This is a genomic window from uncultured Bifidobacterium sp., assembly GCF_959020145.1.
Lineage (GTDB): Bacteria > Actinomycetota > Actinomycetes > Actinomycetales > Bifidobacteriaceae > Bifidobacterium.
This window is the reverse complement of sequence record NZ_CAUEQY010000015.1, coordinates 12,480-27,087: the sequence shown is the minus strand read 5'-3', so window position 1 is coordinate 27,087 and position 14,608 is coordinate 12,480. Positions and strand designations below refer to the sequence as shown.

The following is a 14,608-nucleotide window of genomic DNA, read 5'->3' as shown; positions in this document are numbered from 1 at the left end:
ATCAGCAGGTCGCAGGTTCGAATCCTGTCTCGCGCACATGAACCTCCTTCGCGAATGCGGAGGAGGCTTTCTTTATTTTCCGTGGATTTTTGGAAGCCTACAATTGATTGCGCGCACAGCGGAGCGCAATATGCGGCAGGGATGAACGCCAAGACCCTCCGATACACTTGATACTACGTTTACGGATACTGCGGTCGAACGGGGACCGCAAGACAAGGAGCATGATGGCCACATCGAAGAGGGGAACCTGGGCAACAATCCGACGCATAGCCGCGTCCGACCGCATATCCGGTCTGATTATGCTCGGTTTCGCTCTTGCCGGCCTATTGCTCGCCAATCTGCCGTTCACCGCGCATGCGTTCGAACAGCTTGAGAACTTCCGTATAGCCATTCCACACACCAATATCGACATGGGATTGGGCCATTGGGTGCAGGATGGCCTGCTGACGGTGTTCTTCCTGACCGTAGGCCTGGAATTGAAGCAGGAACTCACCACGGGATCACTGTCCAATCCCAAAGCCGCGGCCGTGCCGATGCTGTGCGCGGTTGGCGGTATGCTTGCTCCGCCGGTACTGTTCATCGGCGTGATCTCATTGTTTGCGGCGGCAGGATCAGGGCAACTCGTCATCGCTTCAGGAACGTCGTTCTCCTTCGCACAGATGTCCAATGGCTGGGCGGTGCCCACAGCCACGGATATCGCGTTCTCATTGGCCGTATTGGCCCTGTTCGCCAAAGCGTTGCCGGGATCCATCCGCGCTTTTCTGATGACATTGGCCACAGTGGACGACCTGCTGGCCATCATCCTGATCGCGGTGTTCTTCTCATCGGTGAACGCATGGTACTGGTTCCTTGGCATAGCCGTATGCGCGGTCGTCTGGTACTTTCTGGTCCGCATGCGCAAGGTACCGTGGTTGGCCGTGGCCATCGTGGGCGTGCTGGCATGGGTCATGATGTTCGAAGCCGGCGTGCACCCCACTTTGGCCGGCGTGCTCGTGGGACTGCTCACGCCGGCCCATGAGCGTTTCGGTGAGAAGATGCCGCGTGCGGAACGTTACGCCGACAAGCTGCAGCCGTTCTCCGCACTGCTGGCGTTGCCGATCTTCGCACTGTTCGCCACTGGTGTGCACTTCGAGTCGTTGACCTTGGCGCTGTTCGTCTCGCCGGTGGTCGTTGCCGTGATGGTGGCGCTCGTGGTCGGCAAACCTCTGGGCATCATGACCACCGCATGGCTGTCCACGCACGTGGGCGGTCTGAAGATGGCCAAGGGGCTGCGCGTGCGCGACATGTTCCCCGCCGCCTGCGCCTGCGGCATTGGTTTCACGGTGTCGTTTCTCATCGCGTCGCTGGCATATCAGGATGCCGAACTATCGGCTGAAGCCCGTTTCGGCGTCCTGGTGGGGTCCATGGTCGCAGCCGTGATCTCAGGTATTCTGCTGAGCCATCAATCCAAACGATTCGAACTGGAGGACGGTACGAAGCATAAGCACCATACCGGCGACGAAGATGCCATGAACGAAGTTGAGACGGTGCTGGAAGACGGTACCGTGGTGGTCAGCCAGATAATCGGCACCCACCAGGAACAGTAAAAGGGATTTCCATATGTTGAAAGGGCCACGCATTCCCATGCGTGGCCCTTTCAACATATCGTGCCATTGCGGCACGGCTGATTAATCTGATTGGTCTATTTCTTGACGGCAACCAGCAGACCAGTGCCGGTCGGCGTCAACGCAGTGACGAACCGTTCATCCGACTCCACTGTTTCCAGCAATTCGCGCATCGCGATGGATTTGGCATCACGATTGGCGGGATTCAGCACGCCGCCGGCCGATGTGGCCGAATCAAAGGCAAGTACATCGGTGAAGACAATCGCGGCATGCGGTTTCAGCAGGCGTGGAGCCTGCGCGAAAGCCGCCGCATAATTCTCCGGATCGCCGGCCACGACGATTAAATCGTAATTCTCGGCGTTCAGACGGGGCAGAAACACACCTGCGGACGCGTTCACGGCACGCAATGTGGTTTCGGTGTCATCGGACAGACGATTGAACAGTTTGCGAATCAGCGCGATGCCCTGCGTGGACGAATCGACGGCCGTAAGCTGGCCTGCATTGTCAAGACCGTTGATCAGCTGCATCGTCTCCACCACGGAACCGGTGCCGATGGCGATCACCGACGAGGCGTCCAACATTCGCACCAGCATGCGCAGCAATTCGGCCTGCGCCGCGGATCCTTGGGGAATGCCGGCTTCCTCGGCCGCGGTCCTGATCGCATTGAGTTCGGCAGACTGGCGTGAGAACGCATGATCCTCGACGTACTCCCACGATTTCGCGAGATTGGTATATGACGTCCTATCCATTTCAGCGCTCCTTGATTTGGGCGATCAGCTGCCAGATCTCCTCACCGACATCGATGCCACGCGGGCATTCACGCGTGCAGGCGCGCACCGACTGACACGCGGCGATGCCATCGGCGGAATCGATGGCATCCATACGTGCATCCGTCTGACTGTCGCGTGAATCATTGATGAAACGGGAGGCGGCGATAAGAGCCGCAGGGCCGATGAACGCCTCGCCGCCTGCATATACCGGACAGCTTCCCTCACAGGTGCCGCAGGCTATGCAGTTGCTCAGCAGCTCATACTTGGCGAGCTGCTGGGGATTCTGCAGATATTCGAATGCGTTGATCTTGCCGTCCGCGGTGGTGGCGAGTTCGCCACTGGCCTGCAGATACGGCTTGAGTTTCCTGATTTGGTCAAGCATCTGGTCGATATCGGCGATCAGATCACGCTGCACGGGGAAACCGGGCAGCGGTGCGAGCTCGATGACACCCAAATCGTCGGCATCCTGCGTTTGCGCGGGTTGAACGTCTTCGCCCGTATGACGGAAGCCGTCCTCATCCACCTGTGCGTCGGACGGCTGCTTTGCCCAAGCCTTCACCGTGGCGGTGCACAGAAGCGTAGGCGTGCCGTTGATGGACACGGCATCGGAACCGCACATGCCATGACCGCACGAATAACGGAAGGCAAGCGTCGGATCGATGGTGCGCTTGACTTTGAGCAGGCAGTCAAGCACGGTGTCCTCCGGACGCGCCGGCACCGCGTAATCCTGCACCCACTGCTTGCCTCGCGGACGCCTGCGCGTGGATCCGGAATCGCCGAAGGGAGAGCTCTTCCTAGCGAACGGCGAGCCGCCTCGTTCACGGCCGCGTTCGGGACGCGGCGTGAACCTGTTCACCCGCAACGTCACCGTTTCCATGCCGTTCTCCATGCCGCTCATATACCTGCCTTTCGATAAAAAACCGTCAACCAGTCTGCCATACGCCGTGCCCAGGGTGTCAGTATTCACGGGCCTTTGGCGGCATGTCCACGATGTGCACCGGCTGCCAGGAGACCTGGCAGGAAACATCCGTCATGGAATGGGCCAGGAAATGCTCGTCGTCACGCTCCGGGAAATCAAGACGCTTCAACGATCCACGGGATTCGTGACGCGCATCGGAGGCGGCGAGCACGGCCTTGCCGAGCTCCAACAGATGGCGCACCTCCCAGATGGCGGTGATTTCCTGATTGAACGTGGGGGAGTCGGAATGCGCATGCAGCGCCTCGGCACGCGGCGTGAGCGTATCGTCCAGCGTAGCCAACGCCTGTTCGATGCTGTTCCGGTCGCAACGCACCGCGACCGCCTGCTCCATGACGGATCCCAAATCGGCCATCAGCTGGTACGGATTGTCCGACGACGCATCGTCGTCATCGGACGGCCGCGTCAACAGTTCCTTGACCTGCGCGGAACGCTTGTCGGCAGCCTGCGACACCGCGTCGATAGATGCTTCGTCGGCAGGCTCGGCCATCGGATCGTTCACTGGATTATCGACGACACGTTCAGCCATCGCCTTGCCCGAACGGGTGCCGAAGAGGCAGGCGTCCAACAGCGAGTTGCCGCCCAGACGATTCGCGCCATGCACCGACACGCAGGAGCATTCGCCAGCGGCGAACAGACCGTCCACGACGGTGCGTTCGCCATCGACCCAACGGTAGACTTCGCCGTCGGTGGTGATGGGGATGCCGCCCATGGTGTAATGCGCGGTGGGTTTGACCGGCACATAGTCGCGGGTCGGATCGAGATCGGCATACTGTTCGATGGTCTCCACCACCTGCGGCAGCACCTCATGCATATGATCCGCATCGATGCCGGTCATATCCAGCCAGACACAATCCTTCGGCCCATCCGGATTCTTCGGATCGGCGATTCCTCGTCCGGCGTCGATTTCAGCCATGATGGAACGGCTCACCACATCACGCGCGGCAAGATCGGCATGCCCCGGCGCGTAATGTTCCATGAACGCCTCGCCATCGGAGTCGCGCAGCACGCCGCCTTCCGCACGTGCCGCCTCAGACAGCAGAATGCCGGTATGGGCGAGACCGGTCGGATGGAACTGCACGAACTCGCTATCCTCAAGCTGAAGGCCGGCGGACAATGTCAACGCCATGCCGTCACCGGTCAGATCCCACGAATTCGACGTGGTATGGAACAGACGGCCGGCACCGCCAGTGGCCATCAGCACATTGCGTGCGTGGATGGCATGCGTCTCGCCCTTGTGCGTGTCGAACGCCACCACGCCCTCGACCTTGCCGTGGTCTTCGGAAACCACCAGATCGGTCACATACCATTCCTCGGCGAACTCAACGCCCTCGGCCACGCACTGCTGCCATAGCGAGAACAGAATCTGATGCCCGATGCGGTCGGCCGCATAAGCGGCGCGGCGGACCGGTTCCTTGCCGAAATCCTTGGTATGGCCTCCGAAACGGCGCTGCGCGATATGGCCGTCATCGGTACGCGAGAACGCGACGCCGGCATGCTCCAGCGCGATCACAGTGGCAGGAGCCTGTTCGGCAAGCAGCTTCGCCGCATCCTGGTCGACAAGCCAGTCGCCGCCTTTGACTGTGTCATAGTAATGCCAATGCCAATCGTCTTTCTCCACGTTGCCAAGGCTGGCCGCAATGCCGCCTTCCGCGGAGCCGGTGTGCGAACGCAGCGGCTGCAGTTTGGATATCACCAGGACGTTCGGTTCGATGCCGTCCGCCCGCATCTGGCGCATCCGCTCGCTACGGAGCATTCCCAACGCTGCGGACAGGCCGGCCGCGCCTGCGCCGACGATCACTGCATCATACATATCTTCAACATGCTTCGGACTCATACCACCGATTCTCGCACAAGGTGTGACCTCGCACGTTCGACGCGGCTGAGGTGGAGGTGCCGGGCCTGCTATCGCTGCTCGGCGATGATCCATCCGGACCGCATGCTGATGCGGCCTTCAAGCTCCAAGGAGCCCAGTTCGCGCATGATTCGCGAGATGGGATATTCTCCCGGATGCGTCTTGTCCATTAGATCGAGCAGATCGTCGGCGGAGACGTGGCCGTTTGCTTCGGCGCAAGTTTTAATGGCGGCGAGTATGGCATCGTCGGATTCGTCTGTCGATTCCTGCGGATGTTCGGTGTCATCCGGCAGGTCGACATGTTGCGGGCGATGCGCGCTATGGCATAGTTCGTCGATCTCCGCCAGTGAGCAGATGATGGTGGCTCTGCCGTCTTGGATAAGGCGATTGCAGCCGGTGTTATGCGGCATGGTGATGTCTCCCGGCACGGCGAACAGATTGCGGTTGAGTTCGTTCGCCCAGCCTGCGGTGTTGAGCGCGCCGGAACGCGCACGTGCCTGCGCCACGATCAGAGTGGATGACAATGCCGCGATCAGACGGTTGCGCAGCAGGAACCGTCTTGCCTCTGGCACGGTTCCGGGGCACAGTTCGGAAATCAAAGCGCCCGAATGGCTTTCGATCTGCTCGAACAGGTTCTGGTTGCTTTTCGGACCGATATGGTTCAGTCCGCCAGCGAATACGGCGACGGTGCGTCCCGCCAGAGCGGCGCTCATTTCGTCCATGGCTTTGACCGCGCCCCAATGCGCCGCGGCGTCGGTGCCCAGCGCGCCGCCGGATACCACCAGATGTCCGGCACGCGCCATCCGAAGGGCCAATTCGTGGGCGCTTTGCCTACCGTAGTCGCTTACGCCCCGTGAGCCGACGATACCCACCGGCTCGGGGCATGACACCAGCGCCTTCGGATCGCCTTTGCCCCATAGGCAGAGCGGGGAGGCCCAGTCGGTGCGCAGTGAAAGGTCGTTCAGTTGGCTGGGCCAACAGGGGTGATGCGGGGCGATGATCCACTGCGTGCCGTCTGCTGTGAACCAGTCTCGCAATGCGTCCGGATCCTTGCTGGGCAACGATGCCAGACGTTGCTGCCATGACACCAGCGAGCCATGGAACGAAGCCATCCCGCGGGCGTTGATGGTGCGTCCCCAACGAGTGACGCCGTTGATGAACGCCGCATCCAATGACGTGCAGGCCGCGGCCGTCACGTTTTCGTGATTGCCAGGGCCGCTGTCAGCGATCAGCTGTAGCGCGCTTGCCGCGGAGCCGGTGCCTTTGACCAGCGCGTACATCATCGCGTCGGCGCTGTCCAGGCAGAAGGTGAGCACCGCGCGGGCCAGGGTCTCGTCGTCGATCGTCACCATCATGCCAGCCTCGTTCTCATGGATATTCCCTGCATCATTTCCTCAGGTCCTGGGGAAGTCTTTCCCGCCAGATCGGATAATGTCCACGCAAGCCGCATGGCACGGTCGGCGCCACGCAGGCTCAGCCGCTCGCTCGCCAAGGCGCGGTTGACCAATTCGATGGCCTTGGGGGAGGTGTTGGCTCTCAGCCAGGTGCCGGTAGCCTGCGCGTTGCAGCACCAGCCGAATTCGCGGAACCGTTCCTGCGCCATCTGCCGGGCAACGATGACACGCAGACGTATGGCATGGCTCGAATCGCCGGAGGGAGCGTTCCCCGGACTTATCCGCTCCACCGGAGGCACCTCGATCTGGATGTCGATACGGTCGAGGATCGGTCCGGAAAGCCGGCTGAAATACTTGACGCGGTCCTTTTCTCGGCAGGTGCAGCGCTCGCCGTTGCCGTACGCGTAGCCGCACGGGCAGGGATTCGCCGCCATAATCAGTTGGAAGCGAGCCGGATAGTATGTGGTGCCTTTCGCTCTGGAAATCGCGACATATCCGGATTCCAAAGGTTCGCGCAGCGTCTGCAGCGTACGCGCCGAGAACTCCGGAGCCTCGTCCATGAACAGGATGCCGCGATGCGCGCGGGTGATGGCTCCGGGCTGGGCCAATCCCGCGCCTCCACCCACCAGCGCGGCGGTCGACGCGGTATGGTGGGGCGCCTCGAACGGTGGAACGTCGCTGATTCCGTATCCGGGAAGCGTGCCGCATAACGAACGAATCGAGGCCACTTCAAGCTGTTCCGTCTCGTTCAAAGGACTCATGATGCCGGGAATTCGCGAAGCGAGCATGGTCTTGCCGGTGCCGGGCGGACCGGTCATCATCAGATGATGGCCTCCGGCGGCAGCCACCTCCAACGCCCATTTGGCCGCTTGCTGGCCCATCACTTCGCTCATGTCGCCGGGCGGAGGACACATGCCCGTGGCGCCGACATCGGCGTTCACGGCATGCGTGGCTTCGGGAATCCGGTAGTCCGCATCGCCTCCCATCAGTTCGATGAGCTCTCCGACATGCCTCACGCCGATCGCCTTGACATCCGGAACGAGACGGGCCTCATCAAGGTTGGCGTAAGGCACGATGATTGTTGCGATTCCCTGCTCCCGCGCATGCAGCATGATGGGCAGCAGTCCGTTGATGGGCAATACGGTGCCGTCAAGATTCACCTCGCCAAGCACGATGGTGCCGGCCAGACAGTCATGGGCGATTGCGCCGGCCGCGCTGAGCACGCTGGCCGCGATGGCCAGATCATGCGAAGAGCCTTTCTTCGGCATGGACGCTGGGGAGAGATTGACCGTGACACGGGTTTCCGGCCATTTGAAACCACTTGCCTGGCATGCCGACTTGACCCGTTCGCGCGCCTCGGACAATGAGGTGTCGGGCAGGCCGATGATGGAGAAATAGGGAAGTCCAGGGGATACGAACGCTTGAATCTGGACGATGAAGGCTTTCAAACCGATCAGTCCTACGGAAAGGGCGCTGCCGATGGCCATCAGAACGCTCCCTCGATATGATGCAGCAAAGGTCTGTCTCCCTGCACCACGACGGTGACGACGTCAAAACGCACGCCACTGTTCGGCATGCGGTGCTCCGGCGCCGTCAGCCATTGCACGGCGGCATGGCGCAGATTGATTTGCTTGGAAGCGGTCACCGCCTCCTGAGGGGTGCCGTAGCGCATCGTACGTCTGGTTTTGACCTCGACGAAAACGATCTGGCCCATCGGATTGCGCGACACGACGTCGAGTTCGCCGTATCGGCAATGCCAGTTGCGGTCGAGCGTCCGCCACCCTTGGCTTTCCAACCATGCGGCGGCGTACTGTTCTCCCAGCTCGCCGATCTGTCGGGAACGCAGCGTGCCGTCATGCAGACGCCGCGCTAGGGAATCGAGAATCTGCTCCGGCGGCTGCGTTGGGGCCGGAACATCATGTGATGATGAATGGTTCATGGCCCTAGTCCAACAGACAGAAGCCACGCATGACAAGGCCGATAGGCTAATGTGGATAACTTACGTATCTCGGGCGTGTCGTGGATAGTCGGTGGATGAGTCGACGCTATCCACACCTATCCACAACACGATCCAAGGCCTCTGTGCGAAAAGAGTGACCGATGAACCGTCAACGACGGGTCAAAGCGGTCAATTCGTCGAGATTGAGTTCGAAGCTCACGCCTCGTTCCTCATGATTCGGCTGATACTGGGTGCTTTCCATCGCATGGCGGACGAACTCGCCGGCGATGTTCGCGGCCTCGGCCAGAGGACGGCCAGCCATCACCGCGCCGCACAGCGCCGACGCGAACGCGTCGCCGGTGCCGTGGGTCATGAACGGCAGCTTGGCATGCGCCAGCTCCTGTTTTCCGGCGACGCCCGTCGAAGCTGACGCCACATAGTTGCGAATCATGCCATCCCCTCGATCGATGCCCTTAAGCACCACGTTCTTCGCGCCGGCGGCAAGCAACGCCCCAAGAATCTCATCCACCTGCGCGTCGTCGATATCCTGGCCTGGATAGTCACGGCCCGTCAAAATGGATGCCTCGGTAAGATTCGGCATCAGCGCATCCGCGCCATCCACCAGCGTGCCCATCGCCCGACATAGCTCAGGAGTGTACGTGGCGTAGATTTCTCCGCCGTCGCCCATCACCGGATCCACCAACCGCAAGGCATGCGGATACTCCGCGTATAGGCGTTTGATGATTGCGACCTGGTCCGCGGAACCAAGAAAACCGGAATAGACGCCATCCAAATCGACGTTCTCCTGACGCCATGCGTCCAGATAGCCGTCCAGAATTTCGGTCGTATCGTGGAACGTGAATACCTCGTAGCGCGTGTGCGCGGAAAACAGCGCCGTCGGCACCGGACAAACGTCGCAGCCGGCCGCCGACAGAATCGGAATGGCCGCCGTCAGCGAACACTTGCCATAACCGCACATGTCATGCACCGCGGCGACGCGCGGAATATACCGCGGATCACGGTCGTACAGAATCTCATCGCTCATATCGGAACCTCTCTTGCGATTTGCCTGCCCATGACTTTAGCCGTTCCCCTGACCTGACGCGCATCCGTTCCTCACGGTGGGTCACCGGCATGCGGGACTTCGGCGTGTCGAATGGTTCCGAATGGTTTTTTCAACGGTTGGGGGAGTGGGGAAAGCCAATGATTCCAACGGTTTATAAGGGGATATAGGCAAGTGCGATAACGTTCGGCTTGCGTTGCGCTCGCCGGCCGGTTTATTGTCGCTACCAACACCTGGCCAAGCGCCCTACACGGCAGGGCGGGTGGCCAACCAAGACGAGAACAACGAACCCTTATCCAAGGAGAGCGCATCATGGCAAACAAGAACTATCGTTTCGAAACCCTGCAGCTGCACGTCGGCCAGGAGCAGGCCGACCCGGCCACCGACTCCCGCGCGGTGCCGATCTACCAGACCACCAGCTACGTCTTCCACAACTTCGACCACGCCGAGGCCCGCTTCGGACTGGCGGACCCGGGCAACATCTACGGCCGTCTGACCAACTCCACCCAGGGCGTGTTCGAAGACCGCATCGCGGCCCTCGAAGGCGGCACCGCGGGCCTGGCCGTCGCGTCCGGCGCGGCCGCCGTGGAATACGCGGTGCGCAACATCACCCAGTCCGGCGACCACATCGTCGCAGCCAAGAACGTGTACGGCGGCACCTTCAACCTGCTGCGCCACACCCTGCCGCGCGACGGCATCACCACCACCTTCGTCTCCGCCGAGAACCCGCAGGAGTTCGAGGACGCCATCCAGGAGAACACCAAGCTCGTCTACTTCGAGACCTTCGGCAACCCGAACGCCGACCTGCCCGACTTCGAGGCCATCACCGCCATCGCCCACAAGCACCACCTGCCGGTGATCGTGGACAACACCTTCGCCTCCCCGTACCTGTTCCGCCCGCTGGAGCACGGCGCCGACGTCGTTGTGGAATCCGCCACCAAGTTCATCGGCGGCCACGGCACCACCCTCGGCGGCGTGATCGTGGAAGGCGGCAAGTTCAACTGGGCCGAAGTGCCGGGCAAGTTCCCGACCCTGACCGAGCCGGATCCGTCCTACCATGGCCTGAACTTCTATGAGGCCCTCGGCGGCGCCGCCTTCGTGACCCGCGTGCGCGCCATCCTGCTGCGCGACACCGGCGCCACCCTGTCCCCGTTCGCGGCCTTCCTGCTGCTGCAGGGCACCGAAACCCTGTCCCTGCGCGTCGAACGCCACGTCCAGAACGCGCTGAAGGTCATCGACTACCTGAAGACCGTGCCGGAGGTCGAGTCCATCTCCCACCCGTCCATCGAAGGCCGCAAGGACAACGACCTGTACAAGAAGTACTTCCCGAACGGCGGCGGTTCCATCTTCACCTTCGACATCAAGGGCGGCAAGGACGCGGCACGCGTGTTCATCGACAACCTGCACCTGTTCAGCCTGTTGGCCAACGTGGCCGACGCCAAGAGCCTCGTGATTCACCCGGCCTCCACCACGCACTCCCAGGAGACGCTGGAGGAGCTCGAGGACCAGGGCATCCACCAGGGCACCATCCGCCTGTCCATCGGACTGGAGAACATCGACGACATCATCGAGGACCTCGAAAGCGGCTTCAAGGCCTTGCGCGAATCCGGTCTGGCCAAGTGACTTTGGTCTGAAACAACTGTCGGGCGGTCCGCTGCACCATGAGAAGGGGGTGTTGCGGGCCGCCCGCTTTGCACTGCGCTTGTAACGCGGATGGGATAAAATTTTCGCTTGTTGCGATATGGTATGTCGCAATTTGATACATCGAAAGAAATTCCTTGCGATTTCTTTACAAATCGTAGGAAAAGCAAGATGATTTTGCTATTTTGGTAAAAAAGAGAGAAGAAGACTGTATTATGGCGCAGGACGTCAAGAACGATATCAAGAAAGCTATTCAGGTCAACACCATCCCGTTGATCGCCATCATGACCGCGGTCACCACCGTGCTGACCATGTTCGTGAAGATTCCGACCCCGACCCGTGGATACCTCAACCTGTCCGACACGATGATTTTCTTCAGCTCCTATGCGTTCGGCCCGTGGGTCGGCGGCATCGTCGGCGGTCTTGGACCGGCGTTGTCCGACCTCATCTCGGGATACCCGCAGTGGGCAATCTTCACCTTCATCATCGATGGTCTGCAGGCGGTGCTCGTGGGTCTGCTGGTCCGTGAATTCAAACCGGCCAACGTCGTCATCGGCTCTCTGGTGGCCGGCGTGTGGAAGGTGTTCGGCTACTTCATCGCCGGCGGCATCCTGTCCGGCTTCGGTCCGGCCCTAGGCGAAATCATCGGCAACTCATTCCAGATGGTTGTCGGCCTGATCGTTGGCTTCGCACTGTTCTCCGCGGTGCGCAAGGCTTATCCGCCGCTGGTGCGACTCGGCAACCTCAGCGTCAAGGCCGGCGAGTGATACATTATTGTCTTGCATAAATAAAGCCCGTGGGTTCACCGATGAACGGCGATTCCACGGGCTTTATTTATACATATTCGTTCATATAGTATCCGTAGTGGCTGTGTTCGCGGCCGGTGCAATGGGCTGATGTGCTGAAAGATATGGAGAAGAGCGCATGATCACGGTACGTGATTTGAGTTGGCAGTATGAGCCATTGGTGGATGGCGGCAAGCCGGTGGATAGCCTCAAGCATGTCAGCTTCGATATCAAATCAGGCTCGTTCGTGGGCGTCATCGGACCGACCGGCGCCGGCAAATCCACCCTGTGCATGGCTTTGGCTGGAATCATCCCGAATCTGGCGGACGGCACCATGACCGGACTGGTGGAAGTCAACGGCATGAACACCAGCCGTCATTCCGTATCGGCGTTGTCCGAACGTATCGGCTACGTGCAGCAGGATCCCGAAGCGCAGCTGTTCTGTGCGAGCGTTGAGGATGAGATCGCCTTTCCTTTGGAAAACCGCGGCATCGCACCGGACATCATCGACAAGCAGATCGACGTCATGCTCGATCTGGTCGGCATGACCGGCTACCGCAAGCGCGTGCCGACCAGCCTGTCGGGTGGGCAGATGCAGCGTGTGGCCATCGCGGCGGCATTGGCGGCGGAACCCGACGTGCTCATCCTTGACGAACCGACTGCGGCGCTCGATCCGGAAGGCAAGCAGGAAGTCTTCGATGTGCTTGAACGCATCCGGCAGACCCGTTCCATGACGGTGATCATGGCGGAACAGGACACGGAGCATATCGCCTATTGGGCCGACCAAGTGTTGTTTATGGTCAATGGGGAATTGGTGCGCAACGGCGACGCCAGCCTGTTCGTCCGTGAAAAAGGACTGCTGGAATCCTCCGGCGTGCAGGTCGCGGACGATCCGCTGCCGCAGGTCAAGGCCGTACAGCAGGGCAAAAAGCATAAGAAGGACAAAAAGAATCAGCCGGAACGGTCCAAGGACGTGGTCATCAGTCTGGACCATGTCTCCTACCAATATGAGCGCGGCGGCAACGCATCGAAAGCTCTGGACGACGTGACGTTCGACATCGAACGTGGCTCATTCATCGGACTCATCGGACGTAACGGCTCCGGCAAGACCACACTCGCCAAACATCTGAACGGACTGATCCGACCCACGCAGGGCACGGTGACGGTGGATGGGCTCGACGCCTCCAAACACAGCGTCGGCGAAATGGCGGCCCACGTCGGATTCGTCTTCCAGAATCCCGACCATCAGATCTTCTGCTCCACCACCAAGGAGGAAATCGCATTCGGTCCTACCGCGCTTGGACTGGACGGAGCCACCGTGTTCAAACGCGTCGACGAGATGCTGACGCTGTTCGATCTGCACCGTTATGAAGACGTCTCGCCGGCCACGCTCGGCTACGGCGAACGCCGTGCGGTGGCGCTGTCATCCGTGCTTGCAATGCGCACGCCGATCCTCGTGCTCGACGAGCCTACGGCCGGTCTCGACCACCGTCTCGCAGCACGCTTCCTCGGCACCATCGAGAAACTCAACCAGCGCGGCGTCACCATCGTCATGATCAGCCACGACATGCGCGCGGTATACCGGTACTGCACGCATGTGCTGGAATTGGAGGACGGAAAAGTCGTGCAGTATGGGCCGATCGACAGGTCCGAAGCGGCGCAGAAGCAATCTCGGACCATCCGCAAACCGCGTAAATCCAATGGGCTCGTTTCGGCGACGCATGTGCTGCTGAAAGTCACCAAGCATGAGGAAGGACGACACTGATGGACGCCGATTTGTATGTACCGGGCGACGGCTGGCTGCATCGCGCCGACCCCCGTGTGAAATTCCTCATCACCGTGGTCATGTTGGTGTTGTGCCTGGTATGGCGCAACTGGGCGTTCATACTTGACGTTCTGATCATCGAACATCTCATGCTCATCACCGACGGCGTGCCGCTGAAACGCATCGGCTGGGTGTGGAAGATCCTCGCCGTGATCATCGTGTTCATCGTGGTGCTCTGGCCGATTTTCGACCCATCCGGCACGCACGTGCTGTGGCAGTGGGGATGGCTGAAACTCACGCGAGAGAACCTCGTCATGGCCGCGGTGATGGGATTGCGCATTCCGGCGCTCGGATTCGCGTGCTTCCTCACGTTGTTCACCACCAGCCAGACCAAGCTGATCCGAGGGCTCACCTCCCTGGGCATGCCGTACAAGGCCGGACTCACGCTCGCCACCGCGCTGCGCTACATTCCGGTGTTCTTCTCCATCTTCCAATCCGTATCGGCCGCGCAACGGGCCCGCGGACTCGACTTGAACGGCAAGAAAGACGCCACCGGCAAGAAACGCAACGTATTCGTACGCTTGGTGGACCGGTTCAAATCGTATCTGCCCATCATCATCGCGGTGCTGATCCGCGCCTACAAAATGAGCCAAAGCGTCGGCTGGGCTATGGAATCGCGCGGGCTCAACCTCCAAGGCGTGAGACGCACCTACCGCATACAGCTGAAGATGAGACTCTCCGATTGGATCATCCTTGCGGTCACCGTCGCCGCGACGGCAGGCAGCATCTGGCTGATGCTGTGGCAGTTCTGAGGCA

The 14,608-nt window shown here is 60.6% G+C and carries 11 protein-coding genes and 1 pseudogene; 5 read left to right on the top strand and 7 right to left on the bottom strand.

Translation table 11 applies throughout. The features are described 5' to 3' along the window. Nucleotides 1–224: 224 nt before the first annotated feature. A pseudogene (gene nhaA, locus Q5H33_RS05835) lies at nucleotides 225–1,460 on the top strand (Na+/H+ antiporter NhaA); the annotation flags it as partial. Nucleotides 1,461–1,681: 221 nt separating this feature from the next. On the opposite strand, the gene Q5H33_RS05830 reads toward nhaA, so the two are convergent. The 7 genes from Q5H33_RS05830 to Q5H33_RS05800 form a co-directional block, all read right to left on the bottom strand. Then, entirely contained in the window at nucleotides 1,682–2,353 is a 672-nt protein-coding gene (locus tag Q5H33_RS05830) for an O-methyltransferase (RefSeq protein ID WP_003808749.1), read from the bottom strand. 1 nt (nucleotide 2,354) lies between these two features. Beyond that, nucleotides 2,355–3,272, bottom strand: coding sequence for a succinate dehydrogenase/fumarate reductase iron-sulfur subunit (locus tag Q5H33_RS05825; protein WP_003808751.1), 918 nt, complete (start codon nucleotides 3,270–3,272; stop codon nucleotides 2,355–2,357). 58 nt (nucleotides 3,273–3,330) lie between these two features. Next, on the bottom strand, nucleotides 3,331–5,187 hold the full coding sequence (locus Q5H33_RS05820; RefSeq protein ID WP_117565596.1) for an FAD-binding protein: 1,857 nt from the start codon (nucleotides 5,185–5,187) through the stop codon (nucleotides 3,331–3,333). Between the two features lie 68 nt (nucleotides 5,188–5,255). Continuing rightward, on the bottom strand, nucleotides 5,256–6,560 hold the full coding sequence (locus tag Q5H33_RS05815; protein ID WP_003808755.1) for a DNA-processing protein DprA: 1,305 nt from the start codon (nucleotides 6,558–6,560) through the stop codon (nucleotides 5,256–5,258). Then, nucleotides 6,557–8,086 carry a YifB family Mg chelatase-like AAA ATPase gene (locus Q5H33_RS05810; protein ID WP_003808757.1) on the bottom strand — a complete coding sequence of 510 codons (1,530 nt, stop codon included), beginning with the start codon at nucleotides 8,084–8,086 and terminating at the stop codon, nucleotides 6,557–6,559. The genes Q5H33_RS05815 and Q5H33_RS05810 overlap by 4 nt, the downstream gene beginning before the upstream one ends. Beyond that, nucleotides 8,086–8,538 carry a YraN family protein gene (locus tag Q5H33_RS05805; protein ID WP_003808759.1) on the bottom strand — a complete coding sequence of 151 codons (453 nt, stop codon included), beginning with the start codon at nucleotides 8,536–8,538 and terminating at the stop codon, nucleotides 8,086–8,088. Before Q5H33_RS05805 ends, Q5H33_RS05810 begins: the two co-directional genes overlap by 1 nt. 169 nt (nucleotides 8,539–8,707) lie before the next feature. After that, nucleotides 8,708–9,583 (bottom strand): PfkB family carbohydrate kinase, encoded by an 876-nt coding sequence (locus Q5H33_RS05800; protein WP_003808760.1) that lies wholly within the window; start codon nucleotides 9,581–9,583, stop codon nucleotides 8,708–8,710. Nucleotides 9,584–9,913: 330 nt separating this feature from the next. Here Q5H33_RS05800 and Q5H33_RS05795 point away from each other — a divergent pair, with 330 nt between their 5' ends. The 4 genes from Q5H33_RS05795 to Q5H33_RS05780 all read left to right on the top strand — a co-directional run bounded on the left by Q5H33_RS05795 (nucleotide 9,914) and on the right by Q5H33_RS05780 (nucleotide 14,604). Continuing rightward, nucleotides 9,914–11,224, top strand: coding sequence for an O-acetylhomoserine aminocarboxypropyltransferase/cysteine synthase family protein (locus tag Q5H33_RS05795; protein WP_003808765.1), 1,311 nt, complete (start codon nucleotides 9,914–9,916; stop codon nucleotides 11,222–11,224). Between the two features lie 233 nt (nucleotides 11,225–11,457). Then, nucleotides 11,458–12,009: an ECF transporter S component gene (locus Q5H33_RS05790; protein ID WP_041777277.1), complete on the top strand. Its 552-nt coding sequence runs from the start codon at nucleotides 11,458–11,460 to the stop codon at nucleotides 12,007–12,009. A 157-nt stretch (nucleotides 12,010–12,166) separates the two neighbouring features. Next, on the top strand, nucleotides 12,167–13,792 hold the full coding sequence (locus Q5H33_RS05785) for an ABC transporter ATP-binding protein (protein WP_302423500.1): 1,626 nt from the start codon (nucleotides 12,167–12,169) through the stop codon (nucleotides 13,790–13,792). Further along, on the top strand, nucleotides 13,792–14,604 hold the full coding sequence (locus Q5H33_RS05780) for an energy-coupling factor transporter transmembrane protein EcfT (RefSeq protein WP_033499155.1): 813 nt from the start codon (nucleotides 13,792–13,794) through the stop codon (nucleotides 14,602–14,604). Before Q5H33_RS05785 ends, Q5H33_RS05780 begins: the two co-directional genes overlap by 1 nt. Nucleotides 14,605–14,608: the final 4 nt, after the last annotated feature.